Annotated in this window: 14 protein-coding genes; 3 read left to right on the top strand and 11 right to left on the bottom strand. The window is 72.8% G+C overall.

The features are described 5' to 3' along the window. Window positions 1–115: 115 nt before the first annotated feature. The 3 genes from OG927_RS29550 (at window position 116) to OG927_RS29540 (ending at window position 2765) form a co-directional block, all read left to right on the top strand. A complete protein-coding gene (locus tag OG927_RS29550; RefSeq protein ID WP_056790422.1) occupies window positions 116–1069 on the top strand; it encodes a HAMP domain-containing sensor histidine kinase in 954 nt (317 codons plus the stop codon). Between the two features lies 1 nt (window position 1070). Continuing rightward, window positions 1071–1763 (top strand): response regulator, encoded by a 693-nt coding sequence (locus OG927_RS29545; RefSeq protein ID WP_124280446.1) that lies wholly within the window; start codon window positions 1071–1073, stop codon window positions 1761–1763. Window positions 1764–1895: 132 nt separating this feature from the next. After that, window positions 1896–2765, top strand: coding sequence for a DUF2510 domain-containing protein (locus tag OG927_RS29540; protein ID WP_319100611.1), 870 nt, complete (start codon window positions 1896–1898; stop codon window positions 2763–2765). Window positions 2766–2879: 114 nt separating this feature from the next. On the opposite strand, the gene OG927_RS29535 is transcribed toward OG927_RS29540, so the two are convergent. The 11 genes from OG927_RS29535 to OG927_RS29485 all read right to left on the bottom strand — a co-directional run bounded on the left by OG927_RS29535 (window position 2880) and on the right by OG927_RS29485 (window position 25490). Continuing rightward, window positions 2880–4331, bottom strand: a complete 1452-nt coding sequence (locus OG927_RS29535) for a glyceraldehyde-3-phosphate dehydrogenase (protein ID WP_319100609.1) — start codon at window positions 4329–4331, stop codon at window positions 2880–2882. A 236-nt stretch (window positions 4332–4567) separates the two neighbouring features. Beyond that, window positions 4568–5635: a 2-oxoacid:ferredoxin oxidoreductase subunit beta gene (locus tag OG927_RS29530; protein ID WP_330321074.1), complete on the bottom strand. Its 1068-nt coding sequence runs from the start codon at window positions 5633–5635 to the stop codon at window positions 4568–4570. Then, complete coding sequence (locus OG927_RS29525) at window positions 5625–7499, bottom strand: 2-oxoacid:acceptor oxidoreductase subunit alpha (RefSeq protein WP_242413056.1); 1875 nt, start codon at window positions 7497–7499, stop codon at window positions 5625–5627. The genes OG927_RS29530 and OG927_RS29525 overlap by 11 nt, the downstream gene beginning before the upstream one ends. Before the next feature lie 180 nt (window positions 7500–7679). Further along, window positions 7680–8990, bottom strand: coding sequence for a dihydrolipoamide acetyltransferase family protein (locus OG927_RS29520; RefSeq protein WP_330321073.1), 1311 nt, complete (start codon window positions 8988–8990; stop codon window positions 7680–7682). Window positions 8991–9001: 11 nt separating this feature from the next. Further along, window positions 9002–9982, bottom strand: a complete 981-nt coding sequence (locus OG927_RS29515; RefSeq protein WP_056790443.1) for an alpha-ketoacid dehydrogenase subunit beta — start codon at window positions 9980–9982, stop codon at window positions 9002–9004. 2 nt (window positions 9983–9984) lie between these two features. Beyond that, entirely contained in the window at window positions 9985–11136 is a 1152-nt protein-coding gene (gene pdhA / locus OG927_RS29510; RefSeq protein ID WP_063887894.1) for a pyruvate dehydrogenase (acetyl-transferring) E1 component subunit alpha, read from the bottom strand. Next, window positions 11133–12452, bottom strand: coding sequence for an AMP-binding protein (locus tag OG927_RS29505; protein ID WP_330321072.1), 1320 nt, complete (start codon window positions 12450–12452; stop codon window positions 11133–11135). Before OG927_RS29505 ends, pdhA begins: the two co-directional genes overlap by 4 nt. Before the next feature lie 10 nt (window positions 12453–12462). Further along, entirely contained in the window at window positions 12463–13056 is a 594-nt protein-coding gene (locus OG927_RS29500) for a flavin reductase family protein (protein WP_079099289.1), read from the bottom strand. 118 nt (window positions 13057–13174) lie between these two features. Then, window positions 13175–13960 carry a thioesterase II family protein gene (locus OG927_RS29495; RefSeq protein WP_056790452.1) on the bottom strand — a complete coding sequence of 262 codons (786 nt, stop codon included), beginning with the start codon at window positions 13958–13960 and terminating at the stop codon, window positions 13175–13177. After that, window positions 13957–16404, bottom strand: a complete 2448-nt coding sequence (locus tag OG927_RS29490; protein ID WP_330321071.1) for a beta-ketoacyl synthase N-terminal-like domain-containing protein — start codon at window positions 16402–16404, stop codon at window positions 13957–13959. Before OG927_RS29490 ends, OG927_RS29495 begins: the two co-directional genes overlap by 4 nt. Then, window positions 16401–25490, bottom strand: a complete 9090-nt coding sequence (locus tag OG927_RS29485; RefSeq protein WP_330321070.1) for an SDR family NAD(P)-dependent oxidoreductase — start codon at window positions 25488–25490, stop codon at window positions 16401–16403. The genes OG927_RS29490 and OG927_RS29485 overlap by 4 nt, the downstream gene beginning before the upstream one ends. Window positions 25491–25492: the final 2 nt, after the last annotated feature.

Here is a 25492-nt window from a genome sequence, read left to right as displayed (position 1 = left end):
CCACCATGCAGACACCCCTGCCGACCGTGCCCCGCACCGGCCGGAGCCCCTCGGCACCGGCCATAGTGGGGGCAGTCAACCGCTGATGCAACCACCCGAAGGAGGTCATGCGGTCTTGTCACTGTTCTGGCGCATCTTCCTGCTCAACGCCGCGGTGCTGGTGGCGGCCGGCGCCCTGCTGCTCCTCGGCCCGATCACCGTCTCCGCGCCGGTGGTGCTGACCGAGGCGCTGATCCTGGCCGGCGGCATGGCCTCGATGCTGGGCGCGAACGCCCTGCTCCTCAGGCTGGGCCTGGCTCCGCTTCAGCGGGTCACCCGGGCGATGACGACCATCGACCTGCTGAGCCCCCGTCCGCGTCCCGAGGTCGCCGGGGAGGGCGAGATCGCGGATCTGATCGAGACGTTCAACAGCATGCTCGACCGCCTGGAGGCGGAGCGCGCGACCAGCAGCGCCCGCGCGCTCTCCGCCCAGGAGGGCGAACGCCGCCGGGTCGCGCAGGAACTGCACGACGAGGTGGGCCAGACCCTCACGGCGGTCCTGCTCGAACTGAAGAGGGTCGCGGGCCACGCTCCGGAGCCGCTGCGCGAGGAGCTGATCCATGTCCAGGAGATCACCCGGGGCAGCCTGGACGAGATCCGCCGGATCGCCCGCCGGCTGCGCCCGGGGGTGCTGGACGAGCTGGGCCTCGTCAGTGCGCTCACGGCCCTGATCACCGAGACGCCGCCCCCGGAGGGCCTCGTCATCAGACGGCAGATGGAGAAGGACCTGCCCGAACTGGGCCACGAGGCCGAGCTGGTCGTCTACCGAATCGCCCAGGAGTGCCTCACCAACACGGTCCGGCACTCCGGGGCCACCCTGCTCGAACTCTCCCTGCGCCGCCGCCCGGGAGGGGTGGAGCTGCGCATCCGCGACAACGGCCGCGGCCTCGGGGGCGCCCCCGAAGGAGCGGGCCTGCGCGGGATGCGCGAACGAGCCCTGTTGATCGGCGCCGAACTGAGCCTCGGTGACGGCCCGTCGGGTGGCACCGACGTGCGCCTCGTCGTGCCTGTACGAAACGGAAGCACCTGAGATGCCCACGTCCCCGGCCACATCCTCCACCACCGGTTCCCGGCCCGCCAGGACCCGGATCCTGCTCGCCGACGACCACGCGCTGGTCCGCAGGGGCGTACGGCTCATCCTCGACGGTGAGCCGGATCTCCTGGTCGTCGCCGAGGCGGGTGACGGGGCCGAGGCCATCGAACTGGCCCGCTCGGAGCAACCGGACCTGGCGATCCTCGACATCGCCATGCCGCGGCTGACGGGGCTTCAGGCGGCCCGCGAGCTGTCCAAGGTGATGCCGGAACTGCGCATCCTCATGCTGACCATGTACGACAACGAGCAGTACTTCTTCGAGGCGCTCAAGTCCGGCGCCTCGGGGTACGTGCTGAAGTCCGTCGCCGACCGGGACCTGGTGGAGGCCTGCCGGGCCGCGATGCGGGACGAGCCGTTCCTCTATCCGGGCGCGGTCACCGCGCTCATCCGGAACTACCTCGACCGCGTGAGGGAGGGCGGCGACGTCCCGGCCCGGGCGATCACCGACCGCGAGGAGGAGATCCTGAAGCTGGTCGCCGAGGGCCACTCGTCGAAGGAGATCGCCGATCTCCTCGTGATCAGCGTCAAGACCGTGGAGCGGCACCGGGCCAATCTGCTGCAGAAGCTGGGACTCCGCGACCGCCTGGAACTCACCCGCTACGCGATCCGGGCCGGTCTGATCGAACCATAGGCGCCGTCGTGCCCCGTCCGGGGTACGACGGCGGCCGACAGGGGCCCAGGGTGCCACGACGATCCCGGGACGTGACTACGGCCACGCTGTGCGTTTCATACGATTCTCACTCAGTGCGCCTACGGTTCTCTCGTGACCCAGACGAGCCCGCCCGGATGGCATGCAGACCCCGGGTATTCAGGAATCGGCCCCGTACAGGAACGCTGGTGGGACGGGAGCCGGTGGACCGACCAGCTCCGCGTACCCCCCGCGACCGTCCGCCGCCGCCGGATACGCATAGGCGCCGGCATAGCCGCCGGTGTCGTACTCCTCGCGGCCGTGGGCGGCGGCGCGTACCTGCTGGGGGAGGACGGCTCCGGCACGAACGACACGTCGGCCAACGCCCCTTCAGAAGCCCCCGGCGCACCGGACGGTGGCGGACGGGACGGCGAGGGGGGCCAGGGCCCCGGCCAGGGGTCGCCGCAGACCGAGGAGGGGTACGCCACCGACCTGGCCAGTGGCATCAGCATCCCGGTGCCCGACGGCTGGACCGGCCAGTCCGGGCCGGTGGGCGCCGGGGTGACCACGGGCGAGCACAGCTGCCCCGGTGACGAGACCCAGAAGTGCGTGCGCGGCGGGGTGTTCTCCGCCCCGGCGCAGGCGCTGAAGGTCACGGCGACCACGGCGAAGGCCGCGGCGGAGGCGGACATCGAGGCCAACGCCGAGGAGTCGTACGGCGAGAAGATCTACGGCGGCATCACCTCGCACAAGCAGCTCAGGTCCGAGGCGGTCACCGTGGCCGGTCAGAAGGGCTATCTGGTGCGCTGGAAGGTGGTGACGAAGGACGGCGACGACGGGTACGTCGAGTCGCTCGCCTTCCCCTCGCCGAACGTCGAGGAGATGCTCGTGGTCGTGCGCTCCGGCTTCGACATCAACAGCGAGGCACCGAAGCTCTCCGTCCTGGACAGCATCACCAAGGGCATCAAGGCGGCGGAGGGAACCGGCTCCGGCCGGACCGCCTGACGACGGGCCGCAGACGCCTCGGAGGCCGTACCGGGAACATCCGGTACGGCCTCCGGGCATACGGGGAGGACGAGGTGGCAGCAGGCTGCCGCCCTGCTGCCGTCCGGTCCCGCGTCAGGCCGCCGTGACCGGCACCGGGAACGTCGGGTACTCCACCCCGGAGACGTGCTGCACGACGCGGATGACCTGGCAGGAGTAGCCGAACTCGTTGTCGTACCAGACGTAGAGGATCGCGTTGTCGCCGTCGACCTTGGTGGCACCGGCGTCGATGATCGAGGCGTGGCGCGAGCCGATGAAGTCGCTCGAGACCGCGTCGGGAGCGGTGGTGAAGTCGATCTGGCGCTTGAGCGGCGAGGTCAGCGACACGTTGCGGAGGTGGTCGAGGACCTCTTCACGGCTGGTCTCGCGCCCGAGCCTCAGACTGAGGATCGCGATCGACACGTCCGGGACGGGGACCCGGATCGAGCTGCCGGTGATCGGCGCCTTGAGGTCGGGCAGCGCCTTGGCCACCGCGGAGGCGGCGCCCGTCTCCGTGACGACCATGTTGAGCGGCGCGGACCGTCCGCGGCGGTCGGCCTTGTGGTAGTTGTCCAGCAGGTTCTGGTCGTTGGTGAACGAGTGGACGGTCTCCACGTGACCGCGCAGCACGCCGTACTCGTCGGCCATCGCCTTCAGCGGCGGAACGATCGCGTTGGTGGTGCAGGACGCGCAGGACAGGATCCGCTCGTCCGGCTTGATCGTGTCGTGGTTGACCCCGTGCACGATGTTGGGGACGTCACCCTTGCCCGGCGCGGTCAGGACGACCTTGTCGACGCCGGGGCGGAGGTGCTCCGAAAGACCCTCGCGGTCGCGCCACTTGCCGGTGTTGTCGATGAGGATGGCGTTCTTGATGCCGTACGCCGTGTAGTCGATCTCCGACGGGTCGTCGGCGTAGATCACCCGGATCTCGTTGCCGTTGGCGATGATCTTGTTGTTCGCCTCGTCGACGGTGATCGTGCCCTGGAACTGTCCGTGGATCGAGTCACGGCGCAGCAGCGACGCACGCTTGACGATGTCCTGGTCACCGGCCCTGCGGACGACGACGGCACGCAGCCGGAGGCCGTTGCCGGAGCCGGACTTCTCGATGAGGAGGCGCGCGACGAGGCGGCCGATGCGGCCGAAGCCGTAGAGCACGACGTCGCGTCCCTCGCGGCGCTCGATCTTGTTGGCGCCCGTGGCGTCGGCGACCGCCTCCGCGGTGAACTCCTCCGCGGAGAGCCCTCGGTCGTCGGCCTTGTACGTCGCGGCGAGCATGCCGATGTCGATCTGGGAAGGGCCGAGATCGAGCGCGGCGAGAGCCTGCAGGAACGGCAGCGTCTCGGTGACCGAGAGCTCCTCACCGGCTATCTGCCGGGCGAACCGGTGGGTCTTGAGGATGCTGACCACCGACTTGTTCACCAGGGAGCGGCTGTGGAGGAGGACGGTGACGTCCCGCTCCCGGTGCAGCTTCCCGATGACGGGGATCATCGACTCCGCGATCTCTTCGCGGTTCTTCCAGTTGGTGAACGAGTCGTCATTGACAGTCACAGGGTTATCTTTCGAGCTAGGCGGTGCTCATATGGTAACCCGCCGATATTTCGAGCATCCAAGCAGTGTCACCGAAGCGCGATCCCCCTCATGATTAGTTGCTTTACGGGGCAAAACACCCCTCTTCCAGGCGGGGTGGGACGCGCGTACGCCGCCGAGGGGGCGCCCGGCCCGCCCGGACGGGCCTCCCCGTCCGGGCGGGCCGTCGGTACTGCGGCGGGCCGGGCGCCCGACGATCAGCCCCGTGCCCGGGTCCCGGGCACGGTCCAGGTCTCCCTGCCGCGGAGCAGCGTGGCCAGATCACCCTTCCCGTCACGGTCGACGGCCGCCTCGAGCTGCTCGGTCATGAGGGTGTCGTAGACGGGCCGCTCGACGTCACGGAAGATCCCGATGGGCGTGTGGTGGAGGGTGTCGGGGTCGGCGAGACGGGAGAGGGCGAAGGCGGTGGCGGGGCTGGTGGCCGTCGCGTCGTGGACGAGGACGTGCGCCTCGTTCCCGGGGGTGACGGCGACGACTTCCAGGTCTCCGGTGACGGGGTCGCGGACGACGCCCTTGTGGCCGTCGGCGCCGAAGCGGATGGGCCGGCCGTGTTCGAGGCGGATGACCGCCTCCTCGGCCTTCTCCTTGTCCTTGAGGGCGTCGAAGGCGCCGTCGTTGAAGATGTTGCAGTTCTGGTAGATCTCGACCAGTGCGGTGCCGGGGTGGTCGGCGGCCGCCCGCAGCACGCCGGTGAGGTGCTTGCGGTCGGAGTCCACGGTGCGGGCCACGAAGGACGCCTCGGCGCCGAGAGCCAGGGAGACGGTGTTGAAGGGGGCGTCCAGGGAACCCATCGGTGTGGACTTGGTGATCTTGCCTCGTTCGGAGGTGGGCGAGTACTGGCCCTTGGTGAGGCCGTAGATGCGGTTGTTGAAGAGGAGGATCTTGAGGTTGACGTTGCGGCGCAGGGCGTGGATCAGGTGGTTCCCGCCGATGGAGAGCGCGTCGCCGTCGCCGGTGACGACCCACACGGACAGGTCGCGGCGGGAGGTCGCGAGCCCTGTCGCGATGGAGGGGGCGCGGCCGTGGATGGAGTGCATCCCGTAGGTGTTCATGTAGTACGGGAACCGGGACGAGCAGCCGATGCCGGAGACGAACGCGATGTTCTCCTTCGCCAGCCCGAGCTCGGGCATGAAGCCCTGCACCGCCGCGAGGACCGCGTAGTCACCGCAACCGGGGCACCAGCGCACTTCCTGGTCGGACTTGAAGTCCCTGGCCGCCTGTACGGCCTCCGCCTTCGGTACGAGCGACAGGGCTTCACTGCGCACGGCGTGCCTCCTGGATGGACCGGGCCAACTGCTCAGCCTTGAAAGGCATCCCGTTGACCTGGGTGACGGAATGGACGTTCGTCAGGTACCTGGCGCGCAGCAGGGTGGCGAGCTGGCCGAGATTCATCTCCGGGAGCACCACCTTCCCGTAGCGCCCCAGCACCTCGCCCAGATTGCGGGGAAAGGGGTTGAGGTGGCGCAGGTGGGCCTGCGCGACGGCGTGTCCGTCCGCGCGCAGCCGGCGCACAGCCGCCGTGATCGGGCCGTACGTGGAGCCCCAGCCGATGACGAGGGTGCTCGCGCCGTCCGGATCGTCCACCTCCAGATCGGGGACCTGGATGCCGTCGGTCTTCGCCTGGCGGGTGCGCACCATGAACTCGTGGTTGGCCGGATCGTACGAGATGTCGCCCGTGCCGTCCTGCTTCTCGATCCCCCCGATCCGGTGCTCGAGCCCGGGCGTGCCGGGGACGGCCCAGGGGCGGGCCAGCGTCCCTGGATCGCGTTTGTAGGGCCGGAACACCTCGGTGCCGTCGGCGAGGGTGTGGTTGGGACCGGTAGCGAAGGGGGTCCGCAGGTCGGGGAGGTCGTCGGTGTCGGGGATCCTCCACGGCTCGGAGCCGTTCGCGAGGTAGCCGTCGGACAACAGGAAGACGGGGGTGCGGTAGGTGAGCGCGATCCGGGCGGCGTCGAGTGCGGCGTCGAAGCAGTCGGCGGGGGTGCGCGGCGCTACGACGGGCACGGGGGCTTCGCCGTTGCGCCCGTACATGGCCTGCAGCAGGTCGGCCTGCTCGGTCTTGGTGGGCAGCCCGGTGGAGGGCCCGCCCCGCTGGATGTCGATGATCAGCAGCGGCAGTTCCAGGGACACGGCGAGCCCGATCGTCTCCGACTTCAGCGCCACTCCGGGGCCCGACGTCGTCGTGACCCCGAGAGCGCCGCCGAAGGCCGCGCCCAGCGCCGCGCCGATTCCGGCGATCTCGTCCTCCGCCTGGAAGGTCCGCACACCGAAGTTCTTGTGCCTGCTCAGCTCGTGCAGGATGTCCGATGCCGGGGTGATCGGGTACGAGCCCAGATAGACCGGCAGGTCCGCCAGGTGTCCCGCGGCGATGATCCCGTACGACAGGGCCAGGTTCCCGGAGATGTTCCGGTAGGTGCCGGCGGGGAACGCCCGGGTGGCCGGGGCCACCTCGTAGGAGACCGCGAAGTCCTCCGTCGTCTCCCCGAAGTTCCAGCCCGCCCGGAGGGCGGCCACGTTGGCCTCGGCGATCGCGGGCTTCTTCGCGAACTTCTCCCGCAGGAACGTCTCCGTACCCTCGGTGGGCCGGTGGTACATCCAGGACAGCAGGCCCAGCGCGAACATGTTCCTGCTGCGCTCGGCCTCCCTGCGGGACAGCCCGAAGTCCTTCAGCGCCCCGACCGTGAGCGTGGTCAGCGGCACAGGGTGCACGCGGTACGCGGCGAGGGTTCCGTCCTCCAGGGGGGAGGTCCCGTAACCGGCCTTCACCATCGGGCGCTTGGTGAACTCGTCGGTGTCGACGATGACCTCCGCGCCGCGCGGCACGTCCCCGATGTTCGCCTTCAGCGCCGCCGGGTTCATCGCCACCAGCACATCGGGCGCGTCGCCCGGCGTGAGGATGTCGTGATCGGCGAACTGCAGCTGGAAGGAGGAGACACCGGGCAGGGTCCCGGCAGGTGCGCGGATCTCGGCGGGGAAGTTCGGCAGCGTCGAGAGGTCGTTCCCGAACGAGGCCGTCGCCGAGGTGAAACGGTCACCGATGAGCTGCATGCCGTCGCCCGAGTCGCCCGCGAAGCGGATGACGACCCGGTCCACGCGCTGCACCGTCTTCGCCGAGGCGTCGACCACCACTGAAGTCTCCTTGTGTATCGCTGGGAAGGGCGGTGAGGAGGGCCGGCCCCCGAACGGGGGAGTGTCGGGGACCGGCCCGGTCCTGGGAGTGGTGACACGGAGTCGGGGGAGGCGGCCGGGCCGGGGCGCGTACGTCTCCCGGGCGGTAGCGGGCCCGTGCTCGGCCGTGTCGTACGCGGATCAGCCCCAGGTGAGCAGTCGCCGGGGCCTCTCGAGAACGGCGGCGACGTCCGCGAGGAACATGGACCCCAGCTCGCCGTCGACCAGTCGGTGATCGAAGGAGAGCGCGAGGGTCACCACCTGACGGGGTTTGATCCGCCCCTTGTGGATCCAGGGCCGGGGGCCGATGGCGCCGACCGCGAGGATCGCCGACTCCCCCGGGTTGAGGATCGGGGTACCGGCGTCGATTCCGAAGACGCCGATGTTGGTGAGGGTGATCGAGCCGCCTCGCAACGCGGCGGGTGACGTGCCGCCTTCCCGGGCCGTCGACACCAGCTCCGTGATGGCGGAGGCCAGTTGCGGAAGCGACATCGTGTGGGCGTCCTTGATGTTCGGCACGATCAGCCCGCGGGGCGTGGCGGCGGCGATACCGAGGTTGACGTAGTGCTTCCGCACGATCTCCTGCGCGGCCCCGTCCCAGGTGGCGTTGATCCCCGGGTTCCTCCCGACCGCCACGAGAAGCGCCTTGGCCACGAGGAGCATCGGGGTGACCCGGCAGCCGGCCAGCTGCGGATCCTGTCTGAGCTCCGCCACCAGTCTCATCGTGCGCGTCACATCGACGGTCACGAACTCCGTGACGTGCGGCGCGGTGAAGGCGGACGCGGTGACCGCCGCCGCGGTGGCCTTGCGTACCCCCTTGACCGGTGTCCGGGTCTCACGCTCCGCCGGCACCGGCGGGGCCGCGGTCGCCGCCGGGGCCGCTTGCGGGGCCGCGGTCGCGTCCGGTGCGGGAACGGGCAGCGGAACGACCGCCGCGTGCACGTCGTCGCGGGTGACGACGCCGCCGGGTCCCGACGGCACCACCGTAGCCAGATCGACGCCGAGGTCCTTGGCCAGCTTGCGGACCGGCGGCTTCGCCAGCGCTCGTCCCGGCACCGGGGCGGGGCCCGGCACGACCGGCTTGCGGGGCCGCCGCTTGGTCGAGCTCCGTCCGACCCCGTACCCGACGAGGACCGGGAGGCGCTCCGGTGGCGGGGGCTGCGGCGCGGTCCGTGGCGGCGGGACGGCCGCCGCCTCGGCCACGGAGACCGAGATGATCACCTGGCCCACGTCGACCGTCTCGCCCTCGCCGCACCGCAGCTCGTGCACGACGCCGTCGAACGGGACGGGCAGCTCCACCACCGCCTTGGCCGTCTCGATCTCGCAGACGACCTGGCCGTCGGTCACCGTGTCGCCCGGCCGGACGTGCCAGGTGAGGACCTCCGCCTCCGTCAGGCCTTCGCCCACGTCGGGCATCCTGAACTCGCACACACGGACAGCTGTGTCAGTCATTGCGTGGTCCCTCAGTATCCCAGCGAGCGGTCAACAGCGTCCAGCACCCGGTCCAGGCCGGGCAGGTACTCCTCCTCCAGCCGGGCCGGGGGGTACGGCGCGTGGTAGCCGCCGACGCGCAGGACCGGTGCCTCCAGGTGGTAGAAGCACCGCGTGGTGATCCGCGCGGCGATCTCCGCGCCCGCGCCGAAGAACACCGGCGCCTCGTGCACGACGACCAGCCGGCGCGTCCTCTCCACCGAGGCCTGCACCGTGTCGAAGTCCACCGGTGACACCGACCGCAGGTCGATCACCTCCAGGGACCTGCCCTCCTCGGCCGCCGCTTCCGCGGCCTCCAGGCACACCTTCACCATCGGCCCGTACGCGACGAGGGTCACGTCCGTCCCCCGGCGTACGACGTCGGCCCGGTGGAGGTCGACGGGAGGCACGGCACGGTCGACCTCCGCCGTGTCCCAGTACCGCCGCTTCGGCTCGAAGAAGATCACGGGATCGTCGCTGCGGATGGCCTGCTGCAGCATCCAGTAGGCGTCCGCGGCATTCGACGGTGACACCACCCTCAGTCCGGCCACGTGGGCGAACAGGGCTTCCGGGGAGTCGCTGTGGTGCTCGACGGCACCGATCCCGCCGCCGTAGGGAATCCTGATCACGACGGGCATCGTGAGCATCCCCCGCGAGCGGGCGTGCACCTTCGCCAGCTGCGTGACGATCTGGTCGTACGCCGGGAAGACGAACCCGTCGAACTGGATCTCCACCACCGGCCGGTAGCCGTTGAGCGCGAGCCCGATCGCCGTGCCCACGATGCCCGACTCCGCCAGCGGCGAGTCCATGACCCGTTCCTCGCTGAAGTCCTTCTGCAGACCTTCGGTCACGCGGAACACGCCGCCGAGCCGGCCGACGTCCTCCCCCATCACCAGCACCTGGGGATCGTCATCCAAAGCCTTGCGCAGGGACTGGTTGAGCGCCCTCGCCAGTGTCATGCTCTCCGTGGACATGCTTACTTGACCTCCTGATCGGCAAAGGACGCCTGGTAGGCGGCGAACTGCGCGCGCTCCTCGTCCACGAGCGGATGTCCGTCGGCGTACACGTGGCCGAAGACCTCCGTGCGGTCGGGGTCCGGCATGGTGCGGACCTGCCGGCGGATGCGGAGGGCGAGCTCGGCGCCCTCGGTGGCGACGTCGTCGAAGAACTCCTGCGTGGCGTGGCCCGCCTCGGCCAGATGGGTCCGCACCCGGTCGATGGGGTCCTTGGCCCGCCATTCGTCCAGCTCGGCCGCGCGCCGGTACCGGGTCGGGTCGTCGGAGGTGGTGTGGGCCCCCATGCGGTAGGTCGACGCCTCGATGAAGAACGGCCCGTTGCCGGTCCGTGCGTGCTCCAGCGCCGCCTCCGTCACCGCGTGCACGGCGAGCACGTCGTTCCCGTCGACCTGGACCCCGGGGAAGCCGAATCCGGCGGCACGGCGGTAGAGCGGCCCGCGCAGCTGCCGTTCCACGGGTTCGGAGATGGCCCACTGGTTGTTCTGGCAGAAGAACACGACGGGCGCGTCGTGGACCGCGGCGAAGGTGAACGCCTCGGCCACATCGCCCTCGCTGGTGGCACCGTCGCCGAAGTAGGCGATGGCCGCGGCGCCGGAGCCCCTCTTGGCGAGGCCCATCGCGTAGCCCGTGGCGTGCAGCGCGTGGGACCCGACGACCAGTGTGTACAGGTGGAAGTTCTTCTCCCGCGGGTCCCATCCGCCGTTGGTGACACCGCGGTAGAGCCTGACGACGTCCACCGGGTCGACTCCCCGGCACCAGGCGACGCCGTGTTCGCGATAGCTGGGAAAGGCGTAGTCGTCGGCCCGGAGCGCGTGGGCCGACCCGATCTGAGCCGCCTCCTGGCCGGCCAGCGGCGGCCACAGGCCCAGCTCGCCCTGCCGTTGGAGCGCCGTGGCCTCGGTGTCGATGCTCCGGGCCATCACCATGTCCCGGTAGAACGCGCGCAGCCTCAGCGGGTCGTAGCCGGGGGTGTCGTCGGGGTGGTGCACGAGTGTGCCCTCGGGTGTCAGCAGCTGGATCGGCCCGGGTGGCTCCTCCGCCCGCGACGAGAAGGCGCTCAGCACGCGGGAGAGGTCCGGCGCGTGGGATCGCTCGGTTCCGGGCACGGTCACATCACTTCCATTTCGGCGTAGTCGGCGGGTTCGTCGAGGCGGATGGGGACGTCCGGGCCCGCACCGTCCGCGTACGGCCGCCGCCGCGTGACGTCGAGGGTGTTCTCGGGCGTCCAGTGGCCGTACCAGCCCGAGTGGTGGACGTCCTCGGGAAGCCCGGAGGGACCGATGGCGACCAGTTCGCCGCTCCTTCCGTGCGGCAGGGGCGCTCCGCCCGGCCCGACCACCCGCAGCAGCACGGGTGGAACCGGGCTTCCCACGCCGAGGGCGTAGGGCCGGTAGGCGTCGTGGGGGTGGAGCTCCTGTGCCGTCCAGGGCACGGCTCCCCCGCCCGGCGCGAACTCCGCCCACAGCCGGGTGCCGGGGCGGGCCCGGAAGTGCCGGGCGACCAGGTCGCGCGAGCTCGGTCCCCCGATGAGCACCACGGTCGCGGGACCCGCGGCGGACCCGCGCGGTGGCGGGGTGCCCCTGACGGGCGCCGCGGTCGCCAGACCGCGGGCGTAGCGGGCCGGGGTGAGCACGGCGGCACTCTCGCGCCCGCCGGTCAGCGGCCAGGCCCCGTCCTCCTGCCACGGCGCGGTGCGCAGCGTGCCGCCCGTGGAGCAGGCCCACCAGGTGGCGGCCAGTGCCACGGGGGACAGGGGCGGTTCGTCGATCGTCACGGTGGGCGGCGCACCGCCGGTCCTGCGGCTCCGGTCGGCGGCGGAGCGGAGCCAGGAGCGGTGGTCGACCAGCCGGCCGTCTCCGGTGACGTCGGTTCCCCGGCCGGGCAGGAGGTACGCGGCTCCCTCGGGGGTGGACCTCGGCAGCGTCGGCTCCGCCGGCGCCGAGGCGATCTTCCGCCACGTGACCGGGTCGTCCAGCGCGAGTGAGGGGATGCCGCGCACGTCCTCGTCGTACGTGGAGCGGCTGCACAGGACCGCCCGGGCCATGGTCTGCCGGGCGGCGGCGGGGAGCCCGCCGCGGCACGCCGTGCGGGGTGCCGGGACGCACACCCCGCCCGCCTTCAGCACGGCGAGCTGCGCCACGAGGGCGTGCCGGTGGTTGCCGCAGTGGACGATCAGCGGATCGCCGAGCTGGACTCCCCCGCGCACCAGGGCCGATGCCAGACGGCCGGCCTGACGGTCGGTCCGGGCGTACGTCAGCTGGTTCCAGCCGTCCTGCACCGCGATCCTCGTCGGGTACCGGCGCGCGGTCGCGGAGAAGACCTGGTCGAGCGTGGGCGCGCCCCCTGCGGGGTGCGCTCCCGCCGGTTCGGCGGGACGGCTGGTCGTCGATGGGTGGGTGATCACTGTTCCCCGCCGGTTCTGGTCCATGGCCGGTCGCTCAGGAGATGAAGTCGTACGAGAGGTGGTCGTCCGTCTCCGGCCAGGTGGCGAAGCGGCGGAGCCCGTAGAGCAGCGGGTGCTGGTCCCCGCCGAGCCGGCTGACCGCGGTGACACCGCCCATGATCACCACGTGGTCGCCGACCACGTGGTGGGCGGTCACGGTGCAGTCGGCGACGGTGTGGGCCGCCTCCGACAGGTGCGGGCCTGCGGCCGGATCGTCCGCCTGCCACGCCACCCGTTCGAACCGGTCCGGGGCTCCCGACGCGAAGAGTTCGGCGGTGGCCCTGGCCCGGAGGTGCAGCAGGTTCACGGCGAACGAGCCGCCGTCGAGGACCGCGTCGAGGGTGGGACTGCCCTGTCGCATGCAGACCAGCAGGACCGGTGGCTCCAGGGAGACGCTGCACAGGGAGGTCAGGGTCATTCCGCGGGGAACGCCGTCGGCGCCGCACGTGGTCACGATGGTCACGCCGGTGGGGAACCCCGCCATCAGCGTGCGGAAGTCCGTGGGCTGCTCGTGCGGCACGGCCGGCGGGCGCGCGCGGGAGGCCGGGCCGGCGGCGGATCCGCGGACCGCGTGCTGTTCTGACGTCATACCGGTCTCTCCTGGCGGGTCGGTCTGTCCGATGGATCTCAGAGCGGGGCGGAGTCCCCGTTCCGGACGGCTCCCGGCACGTGGCAGGCGCTGTGCCGGGGCCGTGGTGTGTCGTGCGTCAGGCACCGGGTACGGCCGCTTCGACAGCTCCGAGCGCGTGCTGGATCTCGGTGGCCAGGGTCTCCGTGAAGTCCGGGAAGGTTCCGCCCAGGAAGTGGAAGTGCCCCCCGTCGAAGACCCTCTGCCGGAAGTGCCCCGTGGTCTCCCTGCCCCAGGCGGAGGCCCCGGACGGAGGGGCCATGACGTCCTCGGTGGAGGCGAAGACCGTGAGCGGGCAGTGCAGCGGCCGGCGCTGCGGGTCGGGCCGGTAGGAGTCCAGGGCCCGCAGGTCGGCGCGGATGAGCCGCAGGAAGCGGTCCCGGAACTCCGGCAGTTCGTCGAGGCGGTCCGGCAGACCGCCCAGCCGGCCGAGTCTCCGGGCCAGCTCCACGTCGGAGAGGCTGGGATCGAGCAACCGGTTGGCGGGCTGGAGCATGGGCGCCTGCCGTCCGGACACGCCGACCCACACCGGTGCCGTGCCCTCGGCCTGCAGGGACCGGGCGGTCTCGGAGGCGATCACCGCACCCAGGCTGTGGCCGAAGAGGGCGATCGGCGTCGCGTCGTCGACCGACAGCACGTCGTCCGTGACGCGGTCGACGATCGCGCGCATGTCCGCCAGCGGGGGCGACGTGTACCGCCTGCCGCGCCCGGGCAGGTCGAGCAGCAGGAGGTCCCAGGAGGACGGCAGGTGGCGGGACATGGGGTAGTAGACGTTCCCCGAACCACCGGCGTGCGGGACCACGACCAGGCGCAGCTCGGGGTCGTCGACCCTGCGGGCCCGGATGAAGGCGTCGGCGGCGCTCATGCGTTCTGCCCCCGTCGGCCCGTTGCGGTGGTGACGGAGATGCTCTCGGCGAGTTTCCCCATCAGGTCGCGCAGCGGCATGTCGAGGGAGAGCTGGTCCGCGGTCAGCCCCACGTCGAAGTGCTCCTCGACCCGGGTGATGAACAGCGTGGAGATGAACGAGTCGCCGCCGACGTCCAGGAACGAGAGTTCCGGGTCGATCTCGTCGGCCTGGAGCACCTCCTGCAGTTGGGCCAGGAGATAGCCGATGAGGCTGTCCTGGTCGAGCGGGAGGGCCTCCGGGGCGCCCTCCGGCGGGCCGGCAGCCCCGCCGGTCCCGACGGGTTCGTCGATCCAGTACCGCTTCCCCCGGAAGGGGTACGTGGGCAGGTCGTCCGCGAACCGGGTGCCGGGGCCGCGCAAGGCGTCCAGGCGCAGGTCGGCCCCCGCGGTGAACAGCGCGCCGAGCGCGGCCCGGAGCAGGTCCGGTGCGGTCTCCGCCCGCTCGCCGGCCAGCGGGAGTGTCTGCCGGCCGTCGGCCGCCTCCCACCCGACGGAAGCGAGGACGGCGGTGGAACCGGCGGGTCGGACGACCGCGGCGGACGTCTGCCGCACACGGAGGCCGAAGCGTTCCAGCAGGTCCCGCAGCCTCTCGCCCGCCCCCTCCCCTTCGTGGCCGCCGGCCAGGGCCGGGAAGGCCGCGGTCAGGGCGGCCAGTGCGGGTTCGAGCCGGTCCTGCTCGCCGTGGACGGCCAGGGTGACGGACCGCGGCGGTGCCGGGCGGGCACCGGACCCCGCGGCCGGCCGGCCGGTGGTGAGCGCCGTGCGCAGGGCGTCGGCCAGGTCGCCCGCGGTGGCGCCCGTGACCGCGACCCGGTGCGCGAAGGGGGCGCGCCCGGCGCGCAGGGTGTGGCAGACGGCCGGGACCGAGGCGGCGTCCGTCTGTTCGAGGTGTCCGGCGACCTGGTCGGCGAGGCGGGCGAGTGCGTCGGGGTCCTTGGCCGACAGCGTGAGGAGTTCGAGCCCGGGTGCGCCGTGTGCGTCCACTGCCGGGGCGGTGGGTTCGTAGGCCTCCAGGACGGCGTGGACGTTGACACCGCTCATGCCGAAGGAGTTGACACCGGCCACCCGGCGCGGCAGTTCCGCGGGCCAGGACCGGTTCTCCCTCGGCACCGTGAAACGCAGCCGGTCCCACGGGATGTGGGGGTTGAGTTCACCGTCGTCGGGTGAGGCGGCCGCCGGGATGACACCGTGCCGGAGCATCAGCACGGTCTTCATCACGGAGGCGATGCCGGAGGCGCCTTCGAGATGCCCGAGCCGGGACTTGACGCTGCCGATGGAGAGGGGCGTGCCCCGGCCCCGCACGGCCTTGCCCAGGACCCCGTCGAGTGCCCCGATCTCGATCGGGTCGCCGAGCACGGTGCCGGTGCCGTGCGCCTCCACGAATCCCACGTCCTCGGGGCCGATCCGGGCATCTGCCAGCGCGGCCCTGATCACCTCCTGCTGGGCCGGACCGTTGGGCGCGGTCAGGCCGGAGGCCGCACCGTCGTGGTTGACCGCGGAGCCGCGGATGACCGCCAGCACGGGGCGGCCCTCGCGTTCGGCGTCGTCGAGGCGCATCAGCGCCACCACTCCGACCCCCTCGCCCCGCCCGTAGCCGTCGGCGGAGGCGAGGAAGGACTTGGAACGGCCGTCGGGGGAGAGCGCCCTGGTCTGGCACAGCGCGACCATGAGGGTGGCGGACAGCAGCAGATTGGCGCCGCCCGCGAGGGCGTAGTGGCATTCGCGGTTGCGCAGCCCCCGGACCGCGAGGTGCAGGGTCGTCATCGAGGAGGAGCAGGCCGTCTCGACGCCCATCACCGGGCCCGAGAAGCCCAGCAGGTGGCTGACCCGCCCGGCGCCGAAGCTGAGTCCACCGCCGGTGACGTAGTACGGGTCGATGCGGGAGAGGTCCGACCGGTCCTCGTTCCGCTCGCTGTATTCGGAGGTCATCACGCCGAGGTAGATGCCGACGTCGAGGCGGTCGGCACGGCGGACCGCGACACCGGCCCGCTCCAGGGCCTCCCAGGACGTCTCCAGCAGCATCCGCTGCTGGGGGTCGAGCAGCCGGGCCTCGCGCTGCGAGATGCCGAAGAAGTCGGCGTCGAACCGGGCGATCTCCCCGAGGAAGCCGGCGTGCCGGACGTACGAGCGGCCGCTCCGGCCGGGCGTGGGGTCGTACGCGGCGCGCAGCCCGGGTCGGTCCTCGGGCACACCGGCCAGTGCGGTGTCGGTGCCGCACAGGAACTCCCAGTACTCCTGGGGGGTGTTGATGGCCGGGGGGAGCCGGAGCCCCATTCCCACGACGGCCACGGGGGCGTGCCGTTCGTCCTCCAGCTCGGCCACCCGGGCGCGCAGCCGCTGGGAGAGCCTCAGCTGGTCCTCCATCAGGGACCGCACGCTGTCGGTGCTCATGTCGTCACTCATGCGTTCCTGTCTCCTTCCGGGGCCGAGACCTCGCTCCGGACCGCCCGGACGAGGTCCTCGAAGGACAGCTCGGACAGGTCGTCCGGGCCGGCTTCGGTCAGGGGTGCCCGTTGCGGGGCCGGTGCCGGTGGGGTGTCCGGCTCGTTCTCGTCGAGCAGGCCGAGGATGTGGGCCGCGATGCGCGGAATGGTGGGGTGGTCGAGTGCCACGGTGGCCAGGAGATCGACCCCGAGGGCGTGGGACAGCCGGGTCCGCAGGTCGATCACCATGATCGAGTCCAGGCCCATGTCACCGAAGGTGATGTCGTCGTCGATCCCGGCCGGGTCGCCGAGGGTTTCGCCGGTCGCCTCCCGGATGAACTGCCGGAGTGCTTCGGTGCGGGCGTCGGCGTCCAGTCCGTCGAGGCCGTCGCCGCCGGCGCGCAGCCAGCCGCGCGGCCGGCCGGGCGGTCCGACGGGCCCGGCCGCACCGCCGTCCTTCCCCGCGTGGTCCGTGAGGCCCGCCAGCAGCGCCGCACGGGGGTGGTCCCCGAGGTGGGCCACGAAGCGTTCGGGGACCAGGTCCACCGCCACCAGCCGTTCGGGGCCGTCGGTGAGGGCTGCCAGCAGCAGCCGTTCCGCGGTCTCGTCGGTGAGGGAGCCGATGCCGAGCTTCTCCGCGGCCCGCCGTACGGATTCAGAGGCCGCCAGACCGCCCTTGGCCTCCGGGATCCACGGTCCCCAGGCCACGCTCGTGGCCGGGACCCCGTCCGCGCGAAGGGCGTCGGCCAGGCCGGAGAGGAAGCCGTTGGCTGCCGCGTAGTTGGTCTGGCCGGCCGAGCCGAGCACGCTGGAGGCCGAGGAGAACAGCACGAAGGCGTTCAGGGTGTGGCCGCGCAGTGCCGCCGCCATGTTCGCGGCGCCCCGGGCCTTGGCCGCGAAGACCAGTTCGAGGGCGTCCCGGTCCACTCGTCCGAAGGCCCGGTCGTCCGTGGCCCCCGCCAGGTGCAGGACCGTGCGCAGTGGTGCGTCCAGGCCCGCTTCGCTGACGGCCCGTGCGCAGTCCGCCGGGTCCGTGACGTCACCCCGTACGACTCTCACCCGGGTGCCGGCGGCGGCGAGTTCACCGATGACGCGCTGTGCCGCCGCGTCGGGGGCCGACCTCGCCATGAGCGTGACGGCGGTGCAGCCGTGGCGGGCCAGGATCGCGGCCGTGCTCAGACCGAGCGCCCCCAGTCCGCCGGTGACCAAGGCCGCGCCGGCCTCCTGCGCCGGTGCCTCGTCCCGTACCGGGTGGCCCCGGTACGGGACGAGCCGGGCGGCGCGGACTCCCCCGCCGCCGACTTCGATCCGGGTCTCGGCCGGATTCCGGCCGAGGGTCCGGTCCAGGGCCGTGACCAGGGCCGTGCCGTCCCATCCGGGGGCGAGGGTGACCCTGATCAGCAGGCGGTCGCCCTCCTCCGCCTCGAGGGAGGCCAGGAGTCCCCAGAGCGTCTCCCGGACCGGGGCCGCCTCAGGGCCGGCGCCGCCCAGTACGGCGTAGGGGATGTCCCGGGAGGCCGCCTGCAGGGTCCGGCCGAGGCCCAGGGCCGCGTCCAGGGCGGTGTCGGGTCCGGTGGGCCCGGTGGTCAGGTGGAACCGGGCGTCGATGATCAGGTCGGCCGCCGGGCCGGCCGTGTCCTCCGGGAGCGCGGTCATCAGGTGACCGAGGTCCTCGCCGGCCTTGAGCACCTCCCTGCCCGCCTGGGTGTCGGCGCCCGCGACGGCGATGTGCAGCGGCCGCACCGCCACAGCACCGGTGGGGGCCGGGGAGCTGTCCGTCCAGGCGAGTTCGTACGCGTGCCGGGTGCCGTGCCGCAGTGACGACCGCAGCACCGCCTTGGAGGCGAGCCGGAAGCGGAAGCCGTCCATGGCCAGGACGGTCGCACCCGAGCCGTCGAAGATGTGCAGGTCCGCGGTGTCCACCTGGTGGAAGCCGCCGTCCGGCAGATCCCTCATGACGGCCCGTACGTGCCCCCAGAGGGGTTGGCCGGGGGTGGGCCGCCCCGGGAAGGAGACCCTCGCGGCGGCGAACGGGATCACCAGGGCCTGCTCCTGGTCCTGCGGCTCCGGGTCCTCCTCGTGCACGGCGAAGGTGACGGAGCTCTGCAGGCACGAGTCGAGCAGGCCCGGGTGGATCTGGTAGTCCGCGGGGTCCTCGTTCATCCCCTCCGGCGGGTCGAAGCGGATGAGCGACTCGTTGCCGCGGATCCACGCGTCCCCGACCCATCGGAAGGACGGGCCGAGCAGGTAGCCGATCCCGCGCAGGTAACGGTAGAAGGCCTCGCCGCTGAGGTGGCGGTCGGCGCCCGCGATGAACGCGGCGGGATCCGGCGCGTTCCTGGCGGCGACCGGGTCGGCGGCCGGCATCCTCGCCGTCAGGTGCTCCTGCCACCGGCCGCGCTCCGGGTCGAGCAGGCTCTGCACGCTGACGGTCCGGGTGCCGTGGTCCGCCTCCCCCTCGATGATCTGGAGCTCGTAGCGCTCGCCGTCGTGCAGCACCAGGGCCCGGGGGAAGTGCAGGTCCTCCAGGACCACCGGCTCGCCCGCGCTGCCGATCGCCGACAGGACGGTGGCCGTCTGCGAGGCCCCGGCCACCTGGACCGTGCCGAACAGGCGGTGGTCGTCGAGGTGCGGCGGGTAGACGGTGCTGCGCTCCGTGACGAACACGCGGCCCTTGACCGCGGGCGAACGCAGCTCTGTCCCCCACGGCGGGCCGGCCGGCGCCGTCCGGCCGTCCGGTGCCGCTTGGCCGGCACGCGGCTCGGCGGCGCGGCGCCAGTGGACCGTGGCGGCGAAGGGGTACAGCGGCGCGCTGCTCCTCGGGATCCGCCGCGGGGCCTGGACGGCCTGCCAGTCGATGTCCTGGCCCAGCTCGTACAGGGCCTTGACGGCGGCGAGCAGGGCCGCCCGGTCCCCGGCGCCGCGGTACAGCGACGGGACGACGCCTCCGTCCGGGGCGAGCCCGGCCGCGCGCACCAGGTTCACCAGCGTGCGGTCGGGGCCGATCTCGAGGCAGACGTCGATGTCCTGGTCCTCGATCCGCCGGGCCCCGTCGTGGAAGCGGACGGGGTTGCGGGCGTGGCGGACCCAGTAGTCGGCGTCGATGGTGGCGGGTCCGGCGAGTTCCCCGGTGAGGTTGGAGATCAGCGGCACCTTCGGCGGAGCGAACTCCGACGACGCGAGGAAATCGCCCAGTTCACCGAGGACCGGGTCGAGCAGCCGGGAGTGGAACGCGTGCGAGACGCTGAGTCTGCGGGTGCGTACGCCGTCGGCGCCCAGCTTCTCCGCCAGCCGGTCGATCTCGGCGGGCGTACCGGAGACGACCGTAGCGGCCGGGGTGTTGACGGCCGCGACGTCCAGCTCCGTGCCGGCGGTCCATGCCAGGACCTGCTCCTCGGTGGCCGTGACGGCGAGCATGGCCCCCCGCTCGGTGGACTGCATCAGGGCGGCCCGCCGGGCGATCAGCCGGAGCCCGGACCCCAGGTCCATGACCCCGGCGTGCACGGCGGCGGCGACCTCGCCGACGCTGTGGCCCATCACCAGGGCGGGTGCGACTCCCCAGGACTCCCAGAGGGCGGCGAGCGCGATCTCCAGGGCGAACAGGGCCGGCTGGGTCACCCGCGTCTCGTCGATGGCGCTCTCGTCCTGGCCGTACAGGGTCAGCTCCACCAGGGAACCGCCGAGGACGGGGGCGAGTTCGCGGTCGCAGGCGTCGAAGACGTCCCTGAAGACCGGCTCCGTCTCGTACAGTTCGCGGCCCATACCGAAGCGCTGGCTGCCCTGCCCCGAGAAGAGGAAGGCGATGCGCGGGCGGCGGGCAGGCCGCGGCGGAGGCGGTGTGGAGAGCTGGGCGAGGAGCTTGTCCCGGGTCGTGCCGAGCAGCGCCCTGCGGTGCGGGAAGTGGCCGCGGCCCGTGGTGGCGGTCGCGACCAGGCCCGCCAGGTCCTCGTCGGTCGCGCCGGTCAGGCGCTGTTCCCATACCTCGGAGAGCCGGGAGAGCCCGTCCTGGTCGGGGGCCGACAGCGGGAGGAGGTGGGTGGCACCGGCCGGCTCGCCGCTCATGACGGCCCGGGCGCCGGCCGGTGCTTCGGCGAGCACGATGTGGGCGTTGGTCCCGGTCAGCCCGAAACCGGAGACGCCTGCCACACGAGGCTTCGCGCCGGAACGCCAGGGGGTCGGGGTGTCGACCACGCGGACGTTCATTTCCGGCCAGTCCACATGCGGGTTGGGTGCGCCGAAGTGGAGGTTGGCCGGGATGAGATCGTGTCTCAGTGCCAGGACGGTCTTGATGACCGCCGCCATGCCCGCGGCGGATTCGAGGTGGCCGATGTTGCTCTTCACGGAGCCCACGTGCAGCGGCTCGCCGGGCTTGCGCCCGGGGCCGAGGACCTTCCAGGCGGCACCGAGCTCGATCGGGTCGCCGAGCGAGGTGCCGGTGCCGTGCGCCTCGAGGTACGAGACGTCCGCGCCGCTGACCGAGGCGTCGGACAGGGCGTCGGTGAGCAGCGTCTGCTGGGCCGGGCCGCTCGGCGCGGTGAGGCCGGACGACGCGCCGTCCTGGTTCACGGCGGTGCCGCGGATCACGGCGAGCACCTGGTCACCGTCGCGCTGCGCGTCGGCGAGCCGCTTGAGGACGAGGACTCCGCAGCCCTCGGCCCGCACGAACCCGTTGGCGTCGGCGGAGAACGTACGGCAGCGGCCGTCGGGGGACAGCATGTGCGCGCGGCTGGCCGAGACCGACGCCATCGGGTCGAGGATGACGTTCACCCCGCCGGCGAGGACCGCGTCGGACTCACCGGACCGCAGCGACCGCACACCGAGGTGCAGGGCCACCAGCGACGAGGAGCACGCGGTGTCCACCGCCAGCGCGGGGCCGTTGAGGCCGAGACTGTAGGCGAGCCGTCCGGCTGCCGCGTTGAGCGAGGTCCCGGTGCTGTAGTAGGCGTCCAGGTGTTCGGGGCCCGACTCGGCCAGCAGCCGGGCGTAGTCCGCGTAGCTGATGCCGACGAAGACACCGGTACGGGAGTTCTTGAGCGAGTGGGGATCGATCCCGCCGTTCTCCAGGGCGTGCCAGGCCGACTCCAGGAGCAGCCGCTGCTGGGGGTCGAGACTCTCGGCCTCCCGTGCCGGGATCCCGAAGAACGAGGCGTCGAAACGGGCGATGTCCCGGAGGAATCCGCCCTGGTCCGTGGTGACACGGGCGGGCTCGCCGCCGCCGCCGTGGAAGGCGGTCCTCTCGTACCGGCCGTCGGGGACCCGGCCGACCGGGTCGCGTCCTTCGCGCAGCAGGTCCCAGAGTTCGTCGACGGAATCGGACTGCGGGAACCTGCCCGCCATGCCGACGATCGCGACGGGCTCGCGGTCGGCGTCCCGGGACGGGGGCGCGTCGGCGGCGGGCACGACGGCCGCCGGGTCCTGGGGGGATGCGGGACGCTCCCGTACGGCGGCGACGGCCGGGCCGGTGGTCGCGGACGGGGCGGTGGGCTCCGGCGCACGGTCCGCGGTCAGGAGGTGTTCCGCCATCCGGGACACGGTCGGATGGTTGAAGACGTCGGCCGTCAGGAGGACGACCCCGAACGCCTGGGACAGTCGGCCGACCAGGTCGACCGCCATGATGGAGTCCAGCCCGAGGTCGAAGAACCCGGTGTCGTCCCCGACGGCCTGGGCACTGTCGTGCCCGAGCTGTGCCGCGACGATGCGGGCGACATGGCCCCGGGCCGCCCCGGCGCGGGCCCGGTCCGGAAGGGCCGCCAGTTCACCGGTGACGGAGGGCTCCTGCCGGATCACCGCGCCGGCCGGGGCGCCTTCGGCCACCGCCGCGACGCCGAAGAGTCCACGGCGGCGGAAGCGGGACATGATCGTGAGGAACCGGGACGTGTCCAGCGGGCAGACGATCAGGTGGCCCGACCCGTCGGGGGCCCGCCCGTCCAGGGCCGCCCGGCCGGTCGCCGCGTCCAGCGCGCCCACCCCGACGCGGGCGAAGGTGTCGCGGGACGCCGAGTCGGCCATCCCCGAGCCGCCCAGGTCCCACGGCCCGTAGGCCAGGCTGATCGCGGGCAGGCCGAGCGAGACCCGGTGTGCGGCCAGGGCGTCCAGTCCACCGTTGGCCGCCGAGTACGCCGCGCAGCGCTCGGTGCCCCACACGGCGGAGACGGACGACACCATCACGAAGAAGTCCAGCGGCCAGTCCCGGGACGCCCTGTGCAGCAGCCAGGCGCCGGCGGTCTTGCCGCGCAGCGAGGCAGCGAACTCCTCGACGCCGGTCTCCTCGGCGGGAGCGCGGTCGAGGGTTCCCGCGGCGTGCAGCACACCGCGTACGGGGGGCAGGCCCTCGAGGGCGGCGCACGCGGCCCCGACCGCCTCGGCCGTGTCGCAGCCGCCCCCGCGGTACACGGCGCGTACGCCCGCACCGGCCAGCTCGTCCAGCAGCGCGGTCGCCTCGGCGGACAGCTGGTCCTGCGGCCGGCGGCCGATGAGCAGCAGGTGCCGGGCCCCGCGGGCGACCAGCTCGGCCGTCAGCTCCCGGCCGACGCCGCCGAGTCCGCCGGTCACGAGGTACGTGGCGTCGTCCCGCACCTCCAGGGTGCCGGCCGGTTCCGCGCTCTCGCGGAGCCGTGCCACCCGGAGCGCGCCACCGCGGACGGCCGCCAGGTCCTCCAGCGGGGAGTGCCCGTCGCCGGGCGCGGCGGCCTCGTGCACGGCGAACGCCAGCAGGGTGTCGAGGTCTTCGGCGGCCGGTTCGTCCGCCAGGTCGACGACTCCGCCCCAGGCCGCGCCGAGTTCGAGGCCGAGCACGGGCGCGAGGCCGTGCAGCAGTCCGTGGTCCGTGGGTGCCACCCGGTCCCCGGGCCCGGACCGGCAGGCGGAGCGCGTGACCGCGAAGGCCCGGTGCGCCCGGCCGCTCTTGGCCAGGGCACCGACCGCGACGGTCACGGACGCGCAGAGCCGGGCTCCCGGTTCCGCCGGGTCGGCGGTGCCCGGTACGCCGTCCTGCGCGCCGGGCATCGCCGTCGCCCGGAACGCCAGCACCAGGGGGGCCGGGCCGGGGGTGGTGTCACCCTCCCAGAACCGGGCCCAGCCGGCGCGGTCGCCGGGCAGCGCGGCGTGCCGCCAGCCGTCGGGCAGCACCGCCGGTGCGGGGGCGAGGACGGTACCGCGCAGACCGAGCCGGGCCGCGCGGTCCACGAGCGCTGCCAGCAGCGCCGCGTCGTCACCCGCGAGGACGAGCTCGGCTCCGGGGACGGCCGTACGGGGCTCGGCCGCCTCCCACACCACCGCGTGGCGGGTGGGCAGCGCCGGTACCCCGGAGGCGGGGTCGGTCGCCGCCTGTTCGGGGGCGAAGCGCCGACGCTGCCAGGGGTAGCCGGGCAGGTCGACGAGGCGGCGCGGCAGCCCGGCGGCGGGGTCCTCGCCGCCGCTGTCCTGTCCCTCGGTGAGGGTCAGCAGGGGCGACGGCTCGCCGGCGGCGAGCGCGCGCAGTGCCGCGGCGGCGGTCTCCGGGTCCGCGGCCGAGATCCGGGCGCGGACGTCCAGTCGGCTGCGGCCGGCGGTGGCGGTGTAGGCGAAGGCGGGGTAGTCGGCCGGGGCGAGGGAGGCGACCCTGTCGGCGTACTGCGCCGCGCGGGCCCGCAGGGCCTCGGAGGTCTTCGCCGAGATCTCGAACCCCGTGACGGCCGGGGGGTGCCCGGCGTCCTGCCGGGCGGGCAGCTCGTCCGCGTGCAGCGGGCCGATGATCGCGTGGGCGTTGGTGCCGCTCATACCGAACGAGCTGACGGAGGCGCAGTCGCCCGACTCCGGCGACCAGTCCTGGAGGGTCCCGGGCACGGTCATGCCGGTGCCCGACAGGTCGATGCGGGGGTTGAGGGTGCGGAAGTGCACGACCGGCGGCACCTTGCGCCTGGCCACGCAGAGCATGGCCTTGATCAGCCCGGCGACACCCGCCGTGCCCTCCAGGTGTCCGAAGTTGGCCTTCACGGCGCCGACCGGCAGGGGCGCGCCCCCGTTGCGGCGGCCCAGGGCGGTGGCGAGCGCGTCCATCTCGATGGGGTCGCCGAGCGCGGTACCGGTGCCGTGCGTCTCCGCGTAGCCGACCGCGGAGGGCTCGAGTCCGGCGTCGGCGAGCGCCGTCTCGATGAGGGACACCTGGGCGAGGACGTTCGGTGCGGTGAATCCGCTGGAGCGGCCGTCCTGGTTGACGGCTGTACCGCGGATCACCCCGAGCACCCGGTCGCCGTCGCGCAGGGCGTGGTCGAGGCGCTTGAGGAGTACGGCTCCGACGCCCTCGCCGCGGGTGAAGCCGTTGGCCCGGGCGTCGAACGTCTTGCACAGGCCGTCCGGTGACAGGGAGCGTGTCTCCTGGACGAGCTTCATGGTCTGCGGGGACATGATGAGGTTGGCGCCCGCGGCGAAGGCGATCTCGCAGTCCCCCCGGCGCAGTGCCTGCACCGCCAGGTGGACGGCGACGAGCGAGGAGGAGCAGGCCGTGTCGACCGTCATGGCCGGACCGGTCAGTCCCAGGGCGTACGCGACGCGGCCGGCGGCGAAGTTGTGTCCGTTGCCCGTGGCCCAGTAGGCGTCGGGCTCACCCTCGCACCACTCCCGGTAGTCCTGCCACATGACCCCGAGGTACAGGCCGGTACGGGCGGCTGCCAGGGTGCGGGACGGCAGTCCGGCGTGCTCCATCGCCTCCCAGGCGACTTCGAGCAGCAGTCGGTGCTGCGGGTCGAGGTGCCGGGCCTCGCGCGGGCTGATGCCGAAGAACTCGGCGTCGAAGTCGAGTACTTCGTCGAGGAATCCGCCGCGCTGCGGCAGACCTTCCCAGTCTTCGGCGAAGGGGCCCTTGCGGTGGGCCGGCATGGGCCGGACCCCGTCCCTTCCCTCCGCGAGCGCCGTCCAGTAGCCGTCGAGGTCCTCGATGCCCCCCGGCAGTCGCAGTCCCGCGCCGATCACGGCGACGGGCTGGTTCCCCCGCTGCTCGCCGAGTTGCTGCCTGAGCGTGCGAATGGTGTCCAGAGCCCTGGTCAGAGGGGTCTGCTTGCCTCCCCCGGAGGCAGGTGTCTCGAGCATCG

Origin of the sequence: Streptomyces clavifer (genome assembly GCF_036345975.1) — a bacterium.
Lineage (GTDB): Bacteria > Actinomycetota > Actinomycetes > Streptomycetales > Streptomycetaceae > Streptomyces > Streptomyces clavifer.
Note: the sequence above shows the minus strand (reverse complement) of the source record. Positions and strands in the feature narration are given on the sequence as shown.

What these genes read in the sequence shown, in the direction of transcription:
- OG927_RS29505 (WP_330321072.1), bottom strand. Translation starts at nt 12,452, where the DNA reads ATGGACCAGAACCGGCGGGGAACAGTGATCACCCACCCATCGACGACC.
- OG927_RS29515 (WP_056790443.1), bottom strand. Translation starts at nt 9,982, where the DNA reads ATGTCCACGGAGAGCATGACACTGGCGAGGGCGCTCAACCAGTCCCTG.
- OG927_RS29520 (WP_330321073.1), bottom strand. Translation starts at nt 8,990, where the DNA reads ATGACTGACACAGCTGTCCGTGTGTGCGAGTTCAGGATGCCCGACGTG.
- OG927_RS29490 (WP_330321071.1), bottom strand. Translation starts at nt 16,404, where the DNA reads ATGAGTGACGACATGAGCACCGACAGCGTGCGGTCCCTGATGGAGGAC.
- OG927_RS29500 (WP_079099289.1), bottom strand. Translation starts at nt 13,056, where the DNA reads ATGACGTCAGAACAGCACGCGGTCCGCGGATCCGCCGCCGGCCCGGCC.
- OG927_RS29495 (WP_056790452.1), bottom strand. Translation starts at nt 13,960, where the DNA reads ATGAGCGCCGCCGACGCCTTCATCCGGGCCCGCAGGGTCGACGACCCC.
- OG927_RS29545 (WP_124280446.1), top strand. Translation starts at nt 1,071, where the DNA reads ATGCCCACGTCCCCGGCCACATCCTCCACCACCGGTTCCCGGCCCGCC.
- OG927_RS29485 (WP_330321070.1), bottom strand. Translation starts at nt 25,490, where the DNA reads ATGCTCGAGACACCTGCCTCCGGGGGAGGCAAGCAGACCCCTCTGACC.